Source organism: Streptomyces sp. AC555_RSS877 (assembly GCF_019049245.1).
In the GTDB taxonomy this organism is placed as follows: domain Bacteria; phylum Actinomycetota; class Actinomycetes; order Streptomycetales; family Streptomycetaceae; genus Streptomyces.
In genome coordinates this window covers 40,172-57,644 of the sequence record NZ_JAGMUK010000022.1, presented here as the reverse complement: position 1 = coordinate 57,644, position 17,473 = coordinate 40,172, and the positions used below count along the sequence as shown (strand labels likewise).

Genomic DNA, 17,473 nt, shown 5'->3' with positions numbered 1-17,473 from the left:
CTGGCCCCGCCCACACCCTTGCTTCAGCGCTCCACCTCGCCTGCTGCGCCGGATGCGGCGCCCCCTACACCCGCCCGTGGAGTCGCACCTCACCATCCACACACGCCGCCTGACACGCCGGGATCCCGCGGCCCGCCGTCGTCGATCGTCTGTGAGGCCAACGCCGTAGGTGGCACGGTGAGTTGGGACGAAAGGTGGGTGTTCGTGCAGAATGACAGGCGGCAGATTCAGACGGCGGTCCTGGGCGGTGCAGACTCGGAGGATCCGCTGATGCTGCCGCTGGAGGCGATCGAGCTGGACGCCTTCCGCCGCCGGCACGCGCACGACACGTTCTGGTGCGGGCTGCTGCTGGGAGGCTGCGGCCTGCAGCTGACCACCAAGCTGTACACCGACCGGGTCTGTTCCCTGTCAAGTCCAGCGTGTTGAGTTAGTGGGGCGTCACTGTCCAGCAATCTGGTGCTGGCCGTCGCCCAGGAGGGCGCTGCTGGATATCGGTATGCCGTTTACCTTTCAGGCCCACCGTCGACGTGCCCGACCGCAATTTCGGTGATGCCCCCTTCACCTGGGATTCCTGCGGCAGTCAGCCGAGGTAGAAGTCCTTGCGGACGGCGACGAATTCCTCGACCGTCAGGGGCCGCTTCCCGGTGATGCGCTCGACGTCGATGGTCGCCCTGTCGTAACGGTTCGCGCGGTGCAGCTGCGCCATGGTCGCGATGTGCTGCTCGGTGTGCTGTGGCAGGCCCGCGTTCGCCAGTACCTCTGTGCGCCACCATTGCAGGGGGACGTCCAGATAGGTCACCGTGCGGCCGAGCGCCTTGGAGAACTCCTGGGCTACTTCGGTCATGTCGAGCGCCCGCGGTCCGGTCAGCTCGTACACCTTCCCGGCGTGCTCCCTGGGATCGCGCAGGATGGTCGCGACCACCTGGGCGACGTCGTCGGCAGCGATTGGCGAGGTGCGTCCGGTCCCGAACGGCAGCGCCAGCGTGCCGTTCTCGCGGATCGAGCGCGCCGCGAGGGCGGTGAACAGCGGATTGTCGAGGAACGTTGTCGGGCGCACGTGCACCACGGGCAGGCCCGACCAGTCCAGCACCTGCTCCGCCAGCCAGTGCAGCCGCTGCTGGTGGGATTCCGCGGTGCTGGTGGCGGTCATTTGCGACACCGTCATTTGCGACATGTCCACCAGCAGTTCGAGTTCGCCGTGGGCCTTCGCGACCGTGGCCATGACGGTCGCCGCCAACAGGTGGTCCGGGGACACACTGAGCCCGAAGTACGTCCGGCGGACGCCGTCGAGCGCGGCCGCCACTGTCTCGGGCCGGGTCAGGTCCCCGGTGACGACCTCGGCGCCCCATGCCCGCACTTCGGCCGCGCGCTCGTCCTCGCGGCGGATCAGGACGCGGACCGGCACGTTCTGCGCGCGCAGCCGCTCGGTGACGAGACGGCCCACGCCGCCGGCGCCGGTGACGAGAACAAGGTCGTGATCAGCCATCGGTGGCTTCCTTCCGGAGGTGTTCGCCTCGGCCAGGTCCTGGCCGTTGCACGGGCGGCAGTGTTGGTGCTCGACGTCGCCGATCGGTCCTCGCCAAACGGCCGGCCATGATTCCCATGCGGGATCGGCTCGGCGACGGGCACGGCGAGCCATGGGTAAGGGGATGGGCACCGTGCTCGCGCGGGCTGGTGCTCGTATGAAGATCGGTCGGCGTCGCCTGCGGTCAGATCGAGGTCGCGCCGCCGAAGCAGAAGCCGGGGCCCTCCACGGTCACCAGCACGGCCGGGAAGGGCGATGGACGATGTTCGGCGCCATCCGGAGGCCGTCGAGGGGGCGCTTGTCGATGTGGTGTGGCGGTGGCCCGGAGGGGGTCAGTGGTGGCCGGGTCGGCTCGAGCGTATCTGCCACTGGGTCATCGCGCCGAAGGCCAGAACGTTGGCTCGGCGGGTGGTGAAGCGGGAGGTCAGGGTCATCACCCAGTTGAAGGTGCCGGAGACGACGCTGGGCGGCGGGTTGCGCCGGTCCAGCGTGCGCAGCGCGGTGGTGACCACCTGACTCGGCGTCTGCAGCCGGACACCGCGGGCCATGTCGTCGGAGCCGGCCGCGTCGAAGAACTCGGTGCGGGTGGGACCCGGGGAGAGGGCGAGCACGCGCAGGCCGGTCCCTCGCGATTCCTGCCACAGCGCCTCGGTGAAGCTCAGCACGAAGGCCTTGGTCGCCCCGTAGACGGCGGCGTTCGGCCACGGCTGGTACCCGAGGGAGCTGGCGACGTTGACCAGGACACCGGTCAGCTGGCCGATGAACGCCCTGGTGACGTCGACCAGGCTGGCCACGTTCAGGCCTATCTCCTGCTGGACGCGCTCCGCATCCTCCTGGCGGAAGGGGCTGTGGGTGCCGAAGCCGGCGTTGTTGACGAGGCTGGTGACGGTGATCCCGCGCCGGGCCACCTCCTTGGCCAGCGCTTCGCCCGCGGCCGGCACGGTGAGGTCGAACGGCACCGTCGTGACGGTGACCTGGTGCTTCGCGGACAGCTCGTCGGCCAGGGCCTCAAGCCGGTCCGCGCGTCGGGCGACCAGCACGAGGTCCGAGCCGCGCTCGGCGAACTGGCGGGCGAACTCCGCGCCGAGGCCGGCGCTCGCCCCGGTGATCAATGTGGTCTGGGTGCGGTAGTCGATCTTGTTCATGGCAGTCGGGGGCGCGGTGCCCTCGCGGGTACCTCTTCCCCTTCTCCTTTCAATCCTTGCGACGGTCTGTGACCGTCATCGGGTGCTCATCTGTTGCCGAGGCTGGCTCGGAGCCCGCCTGGGCGATGGTCGTGACGTTTGAGGTGTCCGCGGTGACGACCTCGGCGCCCCATGCCCGTACCTCGGCCGCGCGGTCGTCCTCGCGGTGGATCCACGCGGACCGGCACGTTCTGGGCGCACAGCCGCTCGGTGACGAGGCGGCCTATGCCGCCGGCGCCGGTGACGAGAACGAGGTCGTGATCAGTCATCGGGGGCCTCCTTGCGGAGGTGTGCGCCTTGGCCAGGTCCTGGCCGCTGCACGGGCGGTTGTGCGTCCTGGTGTTCGACGTCGCCGCTCGGGGTGAACACCCTTTGCGCCGATCCTCTGATCGGTCTCGCCGAACGGGCGGCCGCACTTGTGTGTGGGGGGGTGCTGAGGGGCGGCGGGCGCCGGTGCTGCCTCCTTCACCGGAGCAGGAAGTTGAGGAGGGTTTCGGTGCGCTTGTTGAAGGGGGCGCGCAGCATGCGGGTGGCGTTCCAGCGGCCTTGTACGTAGATGCCCTTGGGGTGGCTGAGGGTGCGGAAGCCTTCGATGCCGTGGTATTTGCCCATGCCGCTGGCGCCGACGCCGCCGAAGGGGAGGTCGTCCTGCGCGACGTGCATGATGGTGCCGGTGACGGTGACGTTGCCGGAGGTCGTGCGGTTAAGGACCTTGCGCCGGTCGGGGCCGCTGTCGCCGAAGTAGTAGAGCGCCAGCGGCCGCGGCCGTGCGTTGACGTAGTCGATGGCGTCGTCGATGTCGCGGTAGCCGAAGATCGGCAGGATGGGCCCGAAAATCTCCTCGTGGGCGATGCGCATGTCGTCGGTGACGCCGAGCACGACGGTCGGTGCGAGAGTGTGCGGACGGCCGTCCGCGTCGCCCGGCCGGTGTCCGACCTCGATGATCCGCGCCCCGTGAGCGCGGGCGTCCTCTATCAGGCCGGTCAGGATCCTGTACTGCTTGTCGTCGATGATCGAGGTGTAGTCGTCGCTGGTCGGGCCGTCGGGGTAGGCGGACTTCACCAGTCTGTCGTAGGCGGCGATGAAGGCGTCGATCTCGGATTCGTGCACCAGGGCGTAGTCGGGGGCGATGCAGGTCTGCCCGCCGCTGAGAAGCTTGCCGAAGACGATGTAGGACACGGCCTGCTCCCGGACGTGTCCCTTGGCCACGATGGTCGGAGACTTGCCGCCGAGTTCCAGCGTGACGGGGACGAGGTGGTCGCTGGCCGCCTTCATCACCGCTCGCCCGACCTCGGTGCTGCCGGTGAAGACGAGATGGTCGAACGGCAGGGAGGAGAACGCGGAACCGTCGCCGCTGACCATCGTGACCTGCTCCGGCGGGAAGAGCTCGCTGAGCATCGACGCGAGCACCGCGTTCGTCGCCGGAGTCAGCTTCGACGGCTTGAGCATCACGCGGTTGCCGGCCGCGATCGCGGTGACCACGGGCATCAGCGACAGGTTGACCGGATAGTTCCACGGCGAGATGACGCCGACCACGCCCAGCGGCGCTGGTACTCGATGCGATTGCTGCCGAAACGCAGCAGCAGCTCGATGTGGCGGCGGGTCGGGCGCATGAACCGGCGAAGGTTGCGCCGCAGGTAGTCGATGCCCTGCACGATGCCCACGACTTCCATCAGCGCGCTCTCGTGCCGCGAGCGATGTCCGAAATCGGCGTCGATCGCCTCCTCGATGTCGCCGCGCCGGGCGATCAGCGCCGCCCTGAACCTGGTCAGATCGCGGCGCCGCGCCTCCAGGGAGGGCGCTCCGTCGCGGAGGTAGGCGGCGCGCTGGGTTTGGAGTATGTGGTTGAAGCGCTCCGCGTCGGTGGGCTGTGTGGTGACGTCGGTGATGGTCATGATCGTGTTCCTTAGCTGATGGTGAGGGAGCTGTTGGTGAGGGCGACGGGGTGCTGGGGGCGCTGGCGGCGGTCCATCCAGCCCATGAGCCGGACCATCGAGCGGCGCGGCAGGAGCCTCCCGAGGAGAGCGACCGGCCGGCCGTTGGTGACCACCGACGGGGGCGCGGACCGGCGGTCGAGCGTGTCGAGGGCGATCTTCACGACCTGCTCGGGGGTGGCCCGCTTCGTGCCGTAGTCGGCGGAGCTGCCGGCGACGTCGTAGAACTCGGTCCGGGTGGCGCCGGGGCACACGGCCAGGACGCGCAGACCGGTACCGCGGGTCTCCTCCCACAGCGATTCGGTGAAGTTGAGGACGAAGGCCTTGGTGGCGCCGTAGACACCCATGTACGGGGTCGGCTGGAAGCCCAGCAGGCTCGCGACGTTGATCAGGACGCCGGTGTCGGCGGCGGACAGCGGGCCGATGTAGGCGCGGCTGAGGTCGACCAGCGCGCTGACGTTCAGCGCGATCATGCTCTGCAGGCGGTCGGGATCCTCGTCGGTGAACGCGTCGTGGGTGCCGAAGCCGGCGTTGTTGACCAGTCCGGTGGCGTGGATGCCGCGGGATTCGAGTTCGGCGCGCAGCGTGCGGCCGGCGTCGGGCAGGCCGAGGTCGCGGGCGACGGTGGTCACCGTGACGCCGTGGGCGCGGGTGAGTTCGGCGGCCAGGCTCTCGAGCCGGTCCGCCCGGCGGGCCACCAGCACGAGGTTGGCGCCGCGGCGGGCCAGCTGGCGGGCGAATTCGGCGCCGAGGCCGGAGCTGGCGCCGGTGACGATGACGGTCTGGCGGTGGTAGTCGATGTCGCTCATGACATTCACTCTACGCACATCTTTGCACTGAGTGCAAGTAAATGCATGGCGTGAGACGAAGTACCATCGGTGCATGACTCAGAAACCAGCCCCTATCCGGGAACAGACCCGCTCCGTGGTCCGATCACTGCTGGCCCGTACCGCCATCGAGCTGTTCGCCGCCAAGGGCTTCGACAACACGACTCTCGATGAGGTCGCCGCGGCCGCGGGCGTCTCCCGGCGGACCCTGTTCAACTACTTCCGCAACAAGGAAGACCTCGCGCTCAGCGGCCTGGACGAACAGGGCGAACTGATCGCCGCGCGGCTGGCCGAGCGCCCGGCCGACGAGGATGCCTGGACGGCGCTGCGCGCGGCGTTCCAGGTGCTCGAGGAGATCGACATGACAGCCGAAGGGCGCCTGGAGTTCATCACGCTGCTGTTCGGCAACGATTCCCTCCGTGCCGGACACGCCGAGAAGCAAGGCCGCTGGCAAGACCTGTTCGCTCCGCTGATCGAGCCGCGACTGCCCGACTCCGACCGCCGCACCCTGCAAGCCCGCGCGATCGCAGCCGCAGCGATCATCTGCATGCAGGCAGCCAACGAGGAATGGGTACGCCTGGGCGGACAGGCCGACATGTTCGACCTCTACGACACCGCCGTACGCGCCATCCGCCGCCCGACCTGAAACCGGCCGCATCCAGCTCCACCACGCTCGTCGGCGTGGGAACCAGGGCCCGAACCGTCTAACCCGCGCCAGCAGGACCGAACGATCCGGCCACCGCAAGCGGCGCTGCCAGAGGTCAGCCCTGGGCGGGTAGCCGCAGCGGCCGGTAGCCGTCGGCATCGAGCGTGGCCGGCTCGCCGTCAATGTCCACTGCGTGGGTGCCGTAAAACGAGCTGGGCCTCCGGGGGCCGGCTCGTGCCGGCCGGAGGGCGCGAAGCAGGAGCTGATCGCCCGACTGCACACCGCGAAGCATGACCAACGGATGAATCAAGCCGAGCTCGCCAACGCGGCAGAGGTATCCAAGGCGACCGTCAGCCAGGTTCTGAGCGGGAAGGCCGTGCCGAATGCCGACACGCTCAACTCGCTTGCTGAAGCCCTCCAGGTCACCGGAAAGGACTTGAGGGAGCTGCACCGGCTCCGAGTTGGCGCCGATCCGCGTGAACGGCGTCTCGACGGATACTCGCACGCCGCTCTGCGGGCCGCACGCAGCCACCCCTACTCGGGCGTGCTTCCCGGTACGACACCGCCGCTCGCCACCACCGACGTGGAGGACATCGACATCCAGCTCTAACGATCAGCGGAGCGCGAAAGCCACCCTCAACGGGCGTCAACTGCCTTCGACTGGCTAAAACAGTTTTGGGTTGTCGACCGCCAGCTTGACGAGAGCTGAAGCTTGAGCGCGACGCGCTGCCAGAGTGTCGGGGTGATCCTCGCCGAGCAGCCGCTCGCGCTCGGCGACCACCCGTTCCAGAAGGTCGATGGCCTCACCGATGCGCCCCGCCTGCCGGTAAGAGGCGGCGAGATTGCCACGGGCCATCAGGGTGTCGGGGTGATCCTCGCCAAGCAGCCGCGCACGGTCGGCGACCACCCGCTCCTCGATCACGATGGCCTCACCAGTGCGCCCCGCCTGCCCGTAGGAGGCGGCGAGGAGGGCACGGGCGATCAGGGTGTTGGGGTGGTCCTTGCCGAGCAGCCGCTCGTGGTCAGCGACCACCCGCTCCTCGATCACGATGGCCTCACCAGTGCGCCCCGCCTGCCGGAAGGAGGCGGCGAGGTTGCTGCGGTCGACCAGAGTGTCGGGGTGATCCTCGCCGAGCAGCCGCTCGCGCTCGGCGACCACCCGTTCCAGAAGGTCGATGGCCTCACCGATGCGCCCTGCCTGCCGGTAAGAGGCGGCGAGGTTGCCACGGGCGATCAGGGTGTCGGGGTGATCCTCGCCGAGCAGCCGCTCGCGCTCGGCGACCACCCGTTCCTTGATCGCGATGGCCTCACCAGTGCGCCCCGTCTGCCCGTAGAAGACGGCGAGGTTGCTGCGGTCGATCAGGGTGTCGGGGTGATCCTCGCCGAGCAGCCGCTCGTTGTCGGCGACCACCCGTTCCAGCAGGTCGATGGCCTCACTGATGCGCCCTGCTTGCCAATAGGAGGAGGCGAGGTTGCCACGGGCGATCAGGGTGTCGGGGTGATCCTCGCCGAGCAGCCGCTCGCACTCGGCGACCATGTCGCCCCAGTAGGCCGTAGCAGCGCTGTGAAGGTTGGCGTTGAGGAGGCTCATTCCGGCGAGGCGGAGCACGGGATGGCTGTCGGGTGTCCACAGGTGGTCCTGGGCATGGGCCGTGAGTGAGTCGGTGTTGGCTCGAAGAACGCCAGCGAGTTCGCGCTGGGTTTGGTCCAGGTCGGGCCATATGTAGTAGAGGGCGTTGGCGGCTGCGGCTGCGGCTGCGACTGCCGATTGCTGGTCTTGGAATGTGGTTTCGCGTACGGCGCGGGCGGTGAGGGCGTGGATGCGCACGGCACGGTAGTTGCCCGCGGAGGTGTCGTAGGTGATCAGCCCGTAGCGGTCCAGGAGCCGCAGGGCTGCTTCAGCATCGCCGCTGGTGACGGGCGTTGGCTGGGTTGTGTGGCGGCGCAGCCAGCGCTTTCGGCGGGGTGGTGCGGTGGGCTGGTGCTGGGCGAGGTAGGTAGTGAGGGCGGGGGTGTGCCAAAGGGAGGTTGGGTGTCCGGCTGGATCAAGGAGGGCGGTGATGTGGAGGGTGGCGCGGGCGAGAGGGCCGTGCGGGTCGCGGTCGGTGGCGTCTAGGGCGAGGAGCAGGGTGGTGGTGATGTGCCGGCCGTAGCCTTCGGTGTCCGCCCAGCGCGGCAGGAGTTCGTCGAGGCGGGCGGCGCGGTCGGTGAACTGGTGCAGGTAGGCGCTGCAGGTGGCGTTCTCGCGGAGCATGTAGGCGGCAGCGTGTCCCAGGGCCAGGGGCAGGTAGCCGAGGGCTTCAGCGAGGGCGGGTGCTTGGTCGTCGAGGAGGTGGCCTTTGCGGTCGTGGGTGAGGCGAGCGGTGAGGTAGGTGGTGGCTTCGGCCGGGGTGTAAACGTCGACGTCGATGCGGGTTCGGCCACCGCCGGTCAGGCGCGGGTCCTTCATGCGGGTGGTGGCCAGGGTCCAGCCGCTGCCGCGGTGGCTGTCCGGCCACCACGGCTCGATCGCGTCCGGGTCGGTGAGGTCGTCCAGGACGACCAGCCACCGGCGATCCGTTGCCGCCAGCCAGGTCATGAAGGCCCGCGCGTCCGTTTCCAGGTCCTGGCCGGTGCGTCCCGGTGCCTGGACGAGTAGGGCGGCTTGGGCGTAGAGGGTGAGGACCTGCTGGACGTCGTGGGCCGGTGTCCACAGCACCAGATCGGCACTGCCGCTGATCGCTTCACGGGCGTACGCGGCGGCTAGCTGGGACTTGCCCACTCCGCCGCCGCCGGACATCACCTGCGCTGTTGCAGGCGGGCCGGGGGCCGACAGGACAGCCGCCGGATTGTCGCTGGCCAGGATGACGCTGTGGCTGTGGCCGCGGGCTTCATTGACGACCCGGCGCAGCCCGTCACGTGGCTGGAAGGCTGACGCCAGCCCGGGAACGGTTCCTACGACCATGGGCCACTGCACCGGCGTAGCCGGCTGGGCCATGTACTGGTGCTCGACATACATGACCTGGCTGTTGTCCCCCAGCGCAGAGGCCTTGATCTCCCCGCCGGCCGCGATACCGCCCGCCCCGGCGGAGACCGGAGACGGCGCGTACGGCGCCTTCTCGGGCACCGTACTGTCGGCAAGACTGGTGGCATTGCGCTTACGCCGGGGCCGGGGGAGGAAACTCACCGTTCGCTTCCCTCACCGAGAGCGCTGTCGGTGATGTCACCGCTGGCCGCGATCCCGTCCCGCCGCGCGCGCACGTCATCACCGTCGCGCTGCGCCGGCGGCGTACCGGGCATGCTCGGGGGACCGGTCACCTTCGAGTTCTTCCCGAGTGCAGAGCCAGTGATGTTGCCGCCGGAAACGATCGCACCGCGCCCGGCCCGCACCGTCCGGCCGTTCCCGGGGCCCCCGCCGCCGCGGAAGAGAGTGATCACCGAGACCAGCAGTGCGATCATCCCGGCCACCGCGCCTGCCACACTCGCGGCCTGCCCGGCCGTGTCCAGATCCGCCAGGACCGCCACCAGTGTCAGCGCCACTGCCGCCAGCCCGGTCACCACGGCCGTCACCCATACCCACACCCGTGCCGCCCCCGTCACCGCCACCAGCTCACCGGCCTTCGCGCAACTGCCCACCCAGGGCATATGAGATCAAAGAACGACACACCGTCAGTTCTGGTCAGACCGTAGCGGCCCAGCCCCAGCTCAGCCATCCGAAAGAGCAGAAATTCGTGTTTGATCCTTCAGATCGGGGGGCGGCTCGCTGGAGTACTCCAATCGGATGTGGTGACCGGGCGTAGAGCGCTACGGTCTGTTGCACCGCCCAGCAGCTGACACAGCGCGGGCCCGTTGCCGGCGGTCGTGGGCTGCGTAACAGGGGGACTTCGGGATGACCGGGGATATGTGGCTCAAGCGAGCCACCGGGCGGCGGCCGCCAACAAGTCGGACAGGCAAGGGCACGAAGGACCCGGCGAACACCCAGGGCCATGGGGTGGATGACGGTTCACCGCTGAGGTACTGGCGGGCGAACTCCTTGTTCCCCCCGACGTAGCTGCCCGTCACGCGGCTGATGCGGCCCTCGGCGAGGAGAACGCCCAGCCCCTGGCCGTCGATGCCGCAGTTGTTGGAGACGACCTTCAGGCCGGTGGCGCCCTGGGCGTGCAGGGCGTCGATGAGAGTGGCCGGTATGCCAAACAGGCCGAAGCCGCCGACTGCCAGCGAGGCTCCGTCGGGGATGTCGGCGACCGCCGCGGCGACGCTCGCGCTGACCTTGTTCACGTATGGGTCTTTCAGTCGGAGGGTTCAGTCGGAGGCCGACCGCAGGGCATCGGAGATGGACTTGGCGCCGCCGTGCGCGGTGAAGCCGCCGTCGACGGGGATCTCGGCGCCGGTGATGAAGGAGGCGTCGTCGGAGAGGAGGAAGACCACCAGCGGGGTGATCTCGTCGACGGTGCCGGTGCGGGCCAGCGGCGTCTCGCGGATGTTCGCCTCGCGGAAGGCGGGCGCTGCGGAGGCGGTCATCTCGGTCTCGATGAAACCGGGATGGACGATGTTCACGCGGATGCCGCGCGGGCCCAGCTCGACACAGGCCGCCTTCGACAAGCCGCGCAGCGCCCACTTGCTGGTCGTGTACGCGACCGGGTAGTGCCCGGTGAGCCCGGCGGAGGAGCCGACGTTGACGATCGAAGAGCCCGGCGGCATCAACGGCGCCAGGTGCTGGATGGCAAGGAGCGGGCCGGTGACGTTGACCGCGTGGACGCGGGCGAAGTCCTCGGGCGTGACCTCGTGCAACCGCGCGCGCCAGGTGATGCCGGCGTTGTTGACCAGGCCGTGGACCTCTCCGTACTGGCGACGCAGCCCTTCGGCGAGCGCCGCCCATTCCTTCGGCTCGGTGACGTCCAGGCGCAGACAACCCGGAGCCTGAGTCACATCGGTGGCGACGACCACCGCCCCCGCCCGGGTCAGAGCCTCGGCCTCGGCCGCGCCCTGCCCGCGCGCGGCTCCGGTGACGACGACGACCTTGCCGTCCAGCCTGTTCGCGGCCCCGCGGTTCACGGGCGCAGCCGCGGGCGCTTGCGGGCCTGGGGGATCGGTAGCGGTCCGGCGCCGGGCACGACGGTGTTGGAGACGGTGCCGATGCCCTCGACGGTGAGGGTGACGGTGTCGCCGTGCTTCAGCGGTGGCGGGTCCTGGCGGCCGCGTATGCCCCACAGCTCGGCCAGGCAGCCGCCGTTGCCACAGGTGCCGGAGCCGAGCACATCGCCGGGACGGACGTATGTGCCGCGGGAGGCGTAGGCGACCATCTCCTCGAAGGTCCAGCTCATGTTGGACAGCAGGTCCCTGCCGACCACCTCGCCGTTCACCGAGGCGGTCAGCGCCAGCCGCAGGAAACCGTCAGTGTCCCGGTACGGCTCCAGCTCGTCGGCGGTGACCAGGTACGGGCCGAGGGTGGCGGCGGTGTCCTTGCCCTTGCAGGGGCCCAACCCCACCTTCATCTCGGCGGATTGGAGGTCGCGGGCGGACCAGTCGTTGAAGATCGTGTAGCCGATGATGTGGTCGCGGGCCTGCTCTGGTGTGAGGTCGCGGCCCTCGCGGCCGATGACGGCGGCGACTTCGAGTTCGAAGTCCAGGACCGAGGAGCCGGGTGGCACGGGAATGTCGTCGTGGGCGCCGATGACGGCGTACGGATTGGTGAAGTAGAAGGTCGGCGCGTCGTACCAGGCGTCCGGGACCCCGGCCGCGTTGTCGATGCTGCGCCGTACGCCCTCGACGTGCTCCTCGAAGGTGACGAAGTCCCGCACGGACGGCGGCTGGAGAGGCGGCAGCAGCCGCACCTGCGAGACATGCGGGCCGCCCGGCACGTCCGGCGTGGCGTTGCTCGCCTCATGCAGGGCCGCGGGGCCCGCCCGGAGCAGGTCGAGCAGCGAGGCGCGGCCGGGAAAGGGGTGAAGGGTGCCGTCGTCATCCACGGTGGCGACGCTGCGGCGGCCGTGGTGTTCGTACGTGGCGAAGCGCATGGCAATCCTGGGGTGTGGCGTAGGAGTGGACCAGGGACGCGGGGGGAGTCAGGGCATGGACCGCTCCGCGCCCCCGGAGCCGAGGGGGATCAGACCGGCGGGGCGACGAAGACGCCGGGGTCGACGTCGTTGAAGGACTCCTTGGCGACCAGCTCGTTCATCGGGTTCGCCGTGCCCCACTGGTCGGTGACCTCGGGCCGGGAGAAGTCGTAGACGTGCGGATGCCAGGTGTCCTCGTCGAGCTCCTCCAACTCCGTTGTGTACTCGACGGTGTTGCCGTGCGGGTCGAGGAAGTACGTGAAGGTGTTGTCGCCCGCCATGTGCCGCCCCGGCCCCCAGACCTTGCGGGCGCCGGAGCGCATCACGCGCCCCGAGCCGCGCATGTACTCGTCCAGGCCGCGCATCTCGAACGAGACGTGGTGCAGGGAGGTGTGCGGGCCCTTGGCGAGGGCCATCGAGTGGTGCTGGTTGCTGATCCGCATGAAGTGCATGACGTCGCCCATGTGCGGGGAGCTGAGCGTGTCGGACAGCCGGAAGCCGAGGTGGCGCTCGTACCAGGCGCGGGTGGCGTTGAGGTCGGGGGAGTTGAGGACGACGTGCGAGAGGCGGACCGGGATGGCCTCCTTCTCCTCGATACGCCGGTGTCGCCGGGCCTCGACTTCCGCCGAGACCTCGATGGTGCGGCCGTCGCCGTCGAAGAAGCGGAAGCCGTAGCCCCCGCCGGGGGTGTCGACCTTGCCCGGCTGTGAGATCAACTGCACGCCATCCGCGAGGAGTTGCTCGGCAAGCGTGTCCACGTCGACGGCCGACGCGGCGCCGTAGGACACGAGGTCGAGCCGCTTCTCGTCTGCCTTGCGCAGCCGTACGACGTACTGCTCGGGGCTGCCCTCCGCGGCCAGGAAGGAGATGCCCGAGTCCTCGGTGACCTTGGTCAGGCCCCAGACTCCGGCGTAGAAGTCGAGCTGCTTGTCGTAGTCGGGCACGGCGAGGTCGACGTGCCGCAGGTGGGTGAGCAGGCGGTTGGGCAGGTCGTTGGTCATGTCGGGGCTCCTCAGGAGAGGCGCAGCAGCGCTGCCGCGTTGCCGCCGCGTACGGCGTGGAAGTGGGGGTCGGGCAGGTCCGTGGCGGCGCGCAGCGCGCCGACCGGGTCATCGGTGCCCATGTCGAAGGGGAAGTCCGAGCCGAGCAGGACCCGGTCGGGGCCGGCCACCCGGATCAGTTCGCGCAGGACGTGCGGGTCGTGGACGAGCGAGTCGAAGTACAGCCGCTTGAGGTAACTGCTCGGCTCGGACGCGCAGCCCCGCGTGTCCGGTCTGGCCCGCCAGGCGTGGTCGGAGCGGCCGATGTGGGTGGGCAGGTAGCCGCCACCGTGCGCGGCGATCACCTTCAGGCCGGGGTGGCGGTCCAGCACCCCGGAGAAGATGAGGTGGGAGAGCGCGACGGCGTTCTCGGTGGGCTGGCCGACCGTGTTGGACAGGTACCAGCGGTCCAGGCGCTCGTCGAGCGTGCAGCCGAAGGGGTGGAGGAAGAGCACCGCCCCGGTCGACTCGGCGAGCGCCCAGAACGTGTCGTACGCCGGGTCCGAAAGCTCGCGCCCGGGCGCGTGGCTGGAGATCTCCACTCCGCGCAGGCCCAGGCCGAGGGCGTGGTCGAGGGCCTCGACGGCGAGGTCCGGGTGCTGGAGCGGGACGAGGCCCAGTCCGTGAAGCCGGTCGGGGGCCTGGGCGACGTGGGCGGCGGTGCCGACGTTGGCCAGCTCCCACACCGTGCGGGCAAGGTCCTCGTCGGCCCAGTAGTGGTAGTGCGACGGGGACGGGGAGACCAGTTGGATGTCGACGCCGGAGGCGTCCATCGCGGTGAGCCGGGCCTTGACGTCCGTCAGTCGAGGGATGCGGTCGCGGACCATCGGGCCGCTGACGGCGAGCGCCTCGGGGCCGTTGCGGCGTGCGTCGAGACTGCGGGCGGCGGCCAGCCCGGGGTGGCCGGCGACGGCCTCCTCGACCTGCGGGAGCAGGACGTGCGCGTGGACGTCGATGGTGGGGGTCGCCGGGGTGTCCGGGGGCGTCACGGGGTCTCCTTCAGGATGGACATCGTGCGGCCGATCAGGCCGGGCACGTCGGCGTCACGGACACCGTCCAGCTGCCACTGGCCGAGCTGCACCGAGGCCTCGACGACCATGCGGACACGGTCGATGCGGCGCCCGTGGTAGCGGGTCAGCAGGTCGTCGAGGGAGCCGGGGGAATCCCACGACTCCTCCGCGCTCAGCAGCTCGGCCAGCACGGAGGCGTCCTCCAGCGACATGGCCGCGCCCTGCGCGAGGGTGGGCGGGCAGGCGTGGGCGGCGTCGCCGACCAGCACGACCCGGCCGCGGTGCCAGGAACCCTCGACGAGCAGCCGGTCGAACCAGGTGTAGTTGACCTTGGCCGGGTCGGTGATGCTCGCGGCGATCTCGGGCCAGGCGCCGCCGTACGGGGCTGCCAGGCGCCGCATCTCGTCCGCGTACGAGGCCGGGTCGATGGAGGCGCGGTCGCGGTTGGCCTCGACGAGATAGGCGTAGATGGTGTTCTCGCTGGTGGGGCAGTAGCCGGCGATGTAGCAGGGCCCGCCGTAGGCCAGGTCCGTGCGCCCCACGCTCGCCGGGCGGGGTGCCGCGACGCGCCAGATGGCCATGCCGGTCGGCTCGGGCTTCTCGCCGATGCCGATCATCGCGCGGGTCAGTGAGTTGAGACCGTCGGCCGCGATGACGAGGTCGTAGCGGCCCTCGGTGCCGTCGCTGAAGCGGGCGGTGACGCCCGTCTCGTCCTGGACCAGCTCGTCGGCTGTGGTGCCGAGGCTGACCGTCGCACCACTGGCCCGGACCGCCTCGCACAGGATCTCCTGGAGCCGGGGCCGCCGCATGCCGATGGTCGCGGGCAGGTCCTCCCCGCCGGTACGGATGTCCTGCTGGACGTGGAACACGTGGCCGTCGGACGTGGCCAGGCCCACGGAGTCGAAGGCGTAGCCGCTCTCCTGGACCTTGTCCCACACGCCCAGCTCGCGCAGCACGCGCAGAGCGTTGCCCTGGAGGGTGATGCCGGAGCCGAGGACGTTCCAGTCGGGATTGGCCTCGATCAGGTCCACGGTGATGCCCGCTCGCCGCAGGAGCACGGTCACGGCGTTGCCGGAGGCGCCGCCGCCGATGACGAGGACGGTGCGGGGGCGGGGGTCGGTCATGGGGTCTCCCTGCGGTGGGGCCGCGCGACTTCGAGCGGCAGGGTGGTGGTGCGGGCCGGATGGGCTGGGCTGTCCGGCGCGGCCCACCCCGCCGGTACGGAGCGTTACTTGACGGCGATCGGGTTCACGGGGGAGCCGACGGCTCCGGTGATGGGCAGCGGAGCGGCGGTGAGCCAGAACTCGTACCGCCCGTCGGCCGCGCAGTGCTCGGCCAGGGCGTCGAGGTCCCACATCTCGCCTATGAGCAGGCCCATGTTGGGGATGGCGACCTGGTGCAGCGGCTGGAAGGCGTGGTCGAACTCGTTGGGCCGGACCTCGAAACCCCAGGTGTCGGTGGCGATCCCGGCGATCTCGCTGCCGTGCAGCCAGCCGGCGGTGGTGAAACTCAGCCCGGGTGAGGGACCGCCCGCGTACTCGCCCCAGCCCTCGCGCCTGGCGCGGGCCAGCCGTCCGGTGCGGACGAGGACGAGGTCGCCGCGGCCGACGGTGACGCCGTGCGCCTCGGCGCTGGCGGTCAGGTGCTCCTCGGTGATGGCGAAGCCGTCGGGCAGTTCGCCGTTCTGGCCGACGACCAGGCCCACATCGAGGAGGACGCCCCGCCCGGCCACGTACGGTGCCATGTGCTCGATGCCGGTGACGAGGTCGCCGTCGGAGGTGACGACCTTCTCGGCGGCCCGCCCGTTCCATGCCTTGCCGTGGTCGAAGATGTGGCCGAGGCCGTCCCACTGGGTGGAGCACTGCAGCGGCATCGCGATCACGTCGTCGGCACCGCCGATTCCGTGCGGGAAGCCCTGGTTGCCCAGGGCGGCGTCGGTGCCGGTGTCGAGCATGGTGTGCACCGGATTCGTACGCCGCCGCCAGCCCTTCTGCGGGCCGTTCATGTCGAAGCGCTGGGAGAGCGAGAAGCTGACGCCGTCGCGGACGAGGGCCGCGCCCTCGCGGCGCTTTTCGGCGTCCAGGAAGTTGAGCGTGCCGAGGACGTCGTCCTCGCCCCAACGGCCCCAGTTGGAGTACGCCTTGGCGGCCTCGGCGATCGCGCCCTCGGCGTCTTTCGCGTCAGGCACAGTGGTGCGGTCGATCACGGAGCCTCCTCCGCGACGCAGTGGGTGCGCTGGGCGCCGAGCCCCGTGACGGAGCCGTCCATCACGTCGCCGTCGCGCAGCAGCCGACCCCAGTGCATGCCGTTCCCGGCCGGGCTGCCGGTCAACACCAGGTCGCCGGGCAGGAGTTGGGCGGTCTGGGAAATGTACGAGACCATCCGCGCCACGCCGAAGATCATGTCCTTGGTGGACTCGTCCTGCATGGTCTCGCCGTTGAGCTTCAGGGTGACCCGCAGGTCGGACGGGTCGGCGATGGACCCGGCCGGGACGATCCAGGGGCCGAGCGGGGTGAAGCCGGGCGCGTTCTTGCAGCGCAGCCAGTCGGTGCCGATGGCGGGCATGTCCCGGCGGAAGACGGTGGCCCGGTCGGTGAGGTCGTTGGCGATGGTGTAGCCCGCGACGTGTTCAAGGGCGTCTTCCACCGTGACCCGGTAGGCGGGGCGGGAGATCACCGCGGCCAGCTCCAGCTCCCAGTCGGGCTTCCTGGCCCAGGAGGGCAGTACGACGTCGTCGTAGGGGCCGGTGATCGTGGTCGGCAGGCCGATGAAGACGTACGGGAGGTCCTCGGCGGCCCGTTTGTCCATGATCTCCGCGATCTCCGCGCGAGCCTCCTCGGCGGTGCGCGGGTCGTCCGGGGCGCGGTGCGCGACCTCCAGGTCGATCACGTGCTGCCGGTAGTTGGCGCCGGACTGGAAGATCTGCCGGGGCTGGACGGGCGCGTGCACGGACAGGTCGTCCAGCGGCAGCCAGTCACCGGCCGGATCGCCCGCGAGGCCGTGCAGGCGCGGCAGTTCCTCGTCCCAGCGTTCCAGGAGAGCGAGGGCGGTCAGCGCGGGTTCGTCCAGTGCCGTACGCAGGTCGAGCACGCGGCCGTCCGGCACCACGAGGCCCGGGAACGCGGCGCCGCCCGGAGCGGAGAGAGTGCTGATGGCGAACGGGCCGGCGAAGAGGGGCGCCGTCGTGGCTGCGGATTTCACGGAGATGTCCTCCCGATTGCGATGTCGCCAATCTGGCGCGTAAATTGCGATCGGGGAAATCGATTCCTTGG

Annotated in this window: 18 protein-coding genes; 3 read left to right on the top strand and 15 right to left on the bottom strand. The window is 70.0% G+C overall.

Going from position 1 to position 17,473, the window contains the following annotated elements:
- The first annotated feature begins 204 nt into the window (after positions 1-204).
- Positions 205-426, top strand: coding sequence for a hypothetical protein (locus KUM49_RS09620; protein WP_254400990.1), 222 nt, complete (start codon positions 205-207; stop codon positions 424-426).
- Positions 427-580: 154 nt separating this feature from the next.
- On the opposite strand, the gene KUM49_RS09615 is transcribed toward KUM49_RS09620, so the two are convergent.
- From KUM49_RS09615 to KUM49_RS09595, 5 genes are all read right to left on the bottom strand, one after another.
- On the bottom strand, positions 581-1,486 hold the full coding sequence (locus tag KUM49_RS09615) for an NmrA family NAD(P)-binding protein (RefSeq protein WP_217236318.1): 906 nt from the start codon (positions 1,484-1,486) through the stop codon (positions 581-583).
- Positions 1,487-1,857: 371 nt separating this feature from the next.
- The gene (locus KUM49_RS09610; protein WP_217236317.1) at positions 1,858-2,670 is read right to left on the bottom strand and encodes an SDR family oxidoreductase; all 813 of its coding nucleotides are present in this window, start codon (positions 2,668-2,670) and stop codon (positions 1,858-1,860) included.
- A gap of 504 nt (positions 2,671-3,174) precedes the next feature.
- Entirely contained in the window at positions 3,175-4,245 is a 1,071-nt protein-coding gene (locus KUM49_RS09605) for an aldehyde dehydrogenase family protein (protein WP_217236316.1), read from the bottom strand.
- Positions 4,197-4,604, bottom strand: coding sequence for a hypothetical protein (locus KUM49_RS09600; protein WP_217236315.1), 408 nt, complete (start codon positions 4,602-4,604; stop codon positions 4,197-4,199). The genes KUM49_RS09605 and KUM49_RS09600 overlap by 49 nt, the downstream gene beginning before the upstream one ends.
- A gap of 11 nt (positions 4,605-4,615) precedes the next feature.
- On the bottom strand, positions 4,616-5,452 hold the full coding sequence (locus KUM49_RS09595; protein WP_217236314.1) for an SDR family oxidoreductase: 837 nt from the start codon (positions 5,450-5,452) through the stop codon (positions 4,616-4,618).
- A gap of 73 nt (positions 5,453-5,525) precedes the next feature.
- Between KUM49_RS09595 and KUM49_RS09590 the strand changes: the two genes are divergently transcribed.
- Both KUM49_RS09590 and KUM49_RS09585 read left to right on the top strand, forming a co-directional pair.
- Positions 5,526-6,116, top strand: coding sequence for a TetR family transcriptional regulator (locus KUM49_RS09590; protein ID WP_217236313.1), 591 nt, complete (start codon positions 5,526-5,528; stop codon positions 6,114-6,116).
- Positions 6,117-6,309: 193 nt separating this feature from the next.
- Entirely contained in the window at positions 6,310-6,726 is a 417-nt protein-coding gene (locus KUM49_RS09585; protein ID WP_308406583.1) for a helix-turn-helix transcriptional regulator, read from the top strand.
- A 54-nt stretch (positions 6,727-6,780) separates the two neighbouring features.
- On the opposite strand, the gene KUM49_RS50170 is transcribed toward KUM49_RS09585, so the two are convergent.
- From KUM49_RS50170 to KUM49_RS09535, 10 genes are all read right to left on the bottom strand, one after another.
- The gene (locus KUM49_RS50170) at positions 6,781-9,282 is read right to left on the bottom strand and encodes a tetratricopeptide repeat protein (RefSeq protein WP_308406582.1); all 2,502 of its coding nucleotides are present in this window, start codon (positions 9,280-9,282) and stop codon (positions 6,781-6,783) included.
- A complete protein-coding gene (locus tag KUM49_RS09575) occupies positions 9,279-9,731 on the bottom strand; it encodes a hypothetical protein (RefSeq protein ID WP_217236311.1) in 453 nt (150 codons plus the stop codon). Before KUM49_RS09575 ends, KUM49_RS50170 begins: the two co-directional genes overlap by 4 nt.
- A gap of 168 nt (positions 9,732-9,899) precedes the next feature.
- Positions 9,900-10,373: a CoA-transferase gene (locus KUM49_RS49765; RefSeq protein WP_308406581.1), complete on the bottom strand. Its 474-nt coding sequence runs from the start codon at positions 10,371-10,373 to the stop codon at positions 9,900-9,902.
- Between the two features lie 24 nt (positions 10,374-10,397).
- Positions 10,398-11,150 (bottom strand): SDR family NAD(P)-dependent oxidoreductase, encoded by a 753-nt coding sequence (locus KUM49_RS09565; RefSeq protein ID WP_217236310.1) that lies wholly within the window; start codon positions 11,148-11,150, stop codon positions 10,398-10,400.
- Entirely contained in the window at positions 11,147-12,112 is a 966-nt protein-coding gene (locus KUM49_RS09560) for a fumarylacetoacetate hydrolase family protein (protein WP_217236309.1), read from the bottom strand. The genes KUM49_RS09565 and KUM49_RS09560 overlap by 4 nt, the downstream gene beginning before the upstream one ends.
- An 89-nt stretch (positions 12,113-12,201) precedes the next feature.
- Positions 12,202-13,152: a VOC family protein gene (locus KUM49_RS09555; RefSeq protein WP_217236308.1), complete on the bottom strand. Its 951-nt coding sequence runs from the start codon at positions 13,150-13,152 to the stop codon at positions 12,202-12,204.
- Between the two features lie 11 nt (positions 13,153-13,163).
- Complete coding sequence (locus tag KUM49_RS09550; protein ID WP_217236307.1) at positions 13,164-14,180, bottom strand: amidohydrolase family protein; 1,017 nt, start codon at positions 14,178-14,180, stop codon at positions 13,164-13,166.
- Positions 14,177-15,325 (bottom strand): FAD-dependent oxidoreductase, encoded by a 1,149-nt coding sequence (locus KUM49_RS09545; RefSeq protein WP_217236306.1) that lies wholly within the window; start codon positions 15,323-15,325, stop codon positions 14,177-14,179. Before KUM49_RS09545 ends, KUM49_RS09550 begins: the two co-directional genes overlap by 4 nt.
- A gap of 104 nt (positions 15,326-15,429) precedes the next feature.
- Positions 15,430-16,407 carry a cyclase family protein gene (locus KUM49_RS09540; protein WP_217236305.1) on the bottom strand — a complete coding sequence of 326 codons (978 nt, stop codon included), beginning with the start codon at positions 16,405-16,407 and terminating at the stop codon, positions 15,430-15,432.
- Entirely contained in the window at positions 16,404-17,408 is a 1,005-nt protein-coding gene (locus KUM49_RS09535; RefSeq protein WP_217236401.1) for a fumarylacetoacetate hydrolase family protein, read from the bottom strand. Before KUM49_RS09535 ends, KUM49_RS09540 begins: the two co-directional genes overlap by 4 nt.
- Positions 17,409-17,473 lie beyond the last annotated feature (65 nt).

Excerpts from the sequence above, each read along its gene's own strand:
- KUM49_RS09615 (WP_217236318.1), bottom strand. The coding sequence starts at position 1,486 with ATGGCTGATCACGACCTTGTTCTCGTCACCGGCGCCGGCGGCGTGGGC.
- KUM49_RS09610 (WP_217236317.1), bottom strand. The coding sequence starts at position 2,670 with ATGAACAAGATCGACTACCGCACCCAGACCACATTGATCACCGGGGCG.
- KUM49_RS09600 (WP_217236315.1), bottom strand. The coding sequence starts at position 4,604 with ATGACCATCACCGACGTCACCACACAGCCCACCGACGCGGAGCGCTTC.
- KUM49_RS09595 (WP_217236314.1), bottom strand. The coding sequence starts at position 5,452 with ATGAGCGACATCGACTACCACCGCCAGACCGTCATCGTCACCGGCGCC.
- KUM49_RS09590 (WP_217236313.1), top strand. The coding sequence starts at position 5,526 with ATGACTCAGAAACCAGCCCCTATCCGGGAACAGACCCGCTCCGTGGTC.
- KUM49_RS09560 (WP_217236309.1), bottom strand. The coding sequence starts at position 12,112 with ATGCGCTTCGCCACGTACGAACACCACGGCCGCCGCAGCGTCGCCACC.
- KUM49_RS09555 (WP_217236308.1), bottom strand. The coding sequence starts at position 13,152 with ATGACCAACGACCTGCCCAACCGCCTGCTCACCCACCTGCGGCACGTC.
- KUM49_RS09545 (WP_217236306.1), bottom strand. The coding sequence starts at position 15,325 with ATGACCGACCCCCGCCCCCGCACCGTCCTCGTCATCGGCGGCGGCGCC.